The sequence below is a fragment of the Sandarakinorhabdus sp. genome (assembly GCF_040398645.1).
GTDB lineage: Bacteria > Pseudomonadota > Alphaproteobacteria > Sphingomonadales > Sphingomonadaceae > Sandarakinorhabdus.
On record NZ_JBBATR010000005.1, the window covers coordinates 1,569 to 2,974 of the forward strand.

2 protein-coding genes are annotated in these 1,406 nt (G+C 63.7%); both read right to left on the reverse strand.

All coding sequences use genetic code 11. The annotated features are described in order from the left end of the window. The coding region (locus tag ABWP50_RS02075; RefSeq protein WP_353216329.1) for an EamA family transporter at positions 1-518 on the reverse strand (518 nt) is incomplete at its 3' end. Beyond that, positions 515-1,234, reverse strand: a complete 720-nt coding sequence (locus ABWP50_RS02080; protein ID WP_353216330.1) for a TerB family tellurite resistance protein — start codon at positions 1,232-1,234, stop codon at positions 515-517. The genes ABWP50_RS02075 and ABWP50_RS02080, both read right to left, overlap by 4 nt. Between the last annotated feature and the right edge of the window lie 172 nt (positions 1,235-1,406).

Sequence of the window (1,406 nt, forward strand, 5' to 3'; positions counted from 1 at the left end):
CCGTGGATAACCAGCACCGGCACCCCGGCCAGCTGGCGAAACAGCAGATTGCCCACCGCCCAGCACATGGTGGCGCCCAGCGTGAGCAATATCGCCACGCGCTCATCGGCAATGGCCGGATCAAAGCTCATCACCACCGCGCCCAGAAAACAGATCGCAATCGCCGTGATGCGCGGCCAGCGGATTTTCTCCTTCATGAAGATCACCGCCAAAATCAGGCTGAACGGCACCCCCATCTGCCCGACGATCGACAGCGCCGACAGATTGTTCGCCAGCGCAAACGACAGCGCGCCCAGCGACATGAACAGCGCGCCGGCAATGAACCCGGTCAGCAGGATCAGCCGCATCCGCCCCGGCAGCCAGCGGATGAACGGCAGGCACACCATGGTGGCCACCACATAACGCAGCAGCACGGCGGTCATCGGCCCGGCGCCCATCACGCCTTCCTTCACGGCGACCACATTGAAACCCCACACCACATCAATGGCCAGGATCATCGCCAGATGCAGCGGCTTCATCGCCGCCGGCCCGTCAGCTGGTCATAAGCGGCATTGATGGCGGCCATGCGCAATTCCGATATGCGGATGAATTCGGCCGGCACCCCTTCGGCCAGGGCGCGATCGGGGTGATAGCGTTTCACCAGCGCATGATAGACGGCCTTGATCTCGGCTGGTGCCGCGCCCGGCTCAATGCCCAATACCGCCCAATGATCATCCGCGCCGGTGGACAAATGGCGGCGGCGAATGCGGGCAGCCGCAGCATCATCAAAGCCGAGCAGCGCCGCCACCTGTTCCAGATAGGCCAGTTCCAGATCGTCAAACCCATCCACCGCCGCAATGGTCCACAGCGCATCGAGCAGATCTTCCAGCGTCGGCGATCCCGGCCCGAGCAGATCGGCCGCCTGCTTTGCATAGGCTTCGAAACCAGCGGTGGACGCCGCCGCCAGATCGTAAAAGCGCTGGGCATTGTTCGCCTCAGCCGGATCAACGCGAAACAGCCGCTTGAAGGTGGCAAACTCCGCCGTGGAGGCATGGCCATCGGCAATCGCCATCTTGGCGGACAGCGCGATGGCCGCAATCGTGAAGGCCACCTGGCGCTGCCGCGATGTTTGCGGCCGCGTCAGCGTGCGCGCGGCATCCACCGCGCCGCCCGCCGCGGCGCCAGCCAGCGCACCGAGCGGCCCACCAAGGATCATCCCGATGGCGGTGCCAGCCAGGGTTGCCCAGATGCTCATGGCAGGATCACTGGCCCATACTCATGTGCCTGCATCTAGGCGAATATGTCCGAGCGCGAAAGGCGGCACCGAACCCAGGACGAATTGAAAAAGCCTCCGGCGGGCAGGGGTGACCCCTGCACCCATTTGTTTGATGGGAGCCCAATTTTGAAAGCCGGGAACAAATCAAAAC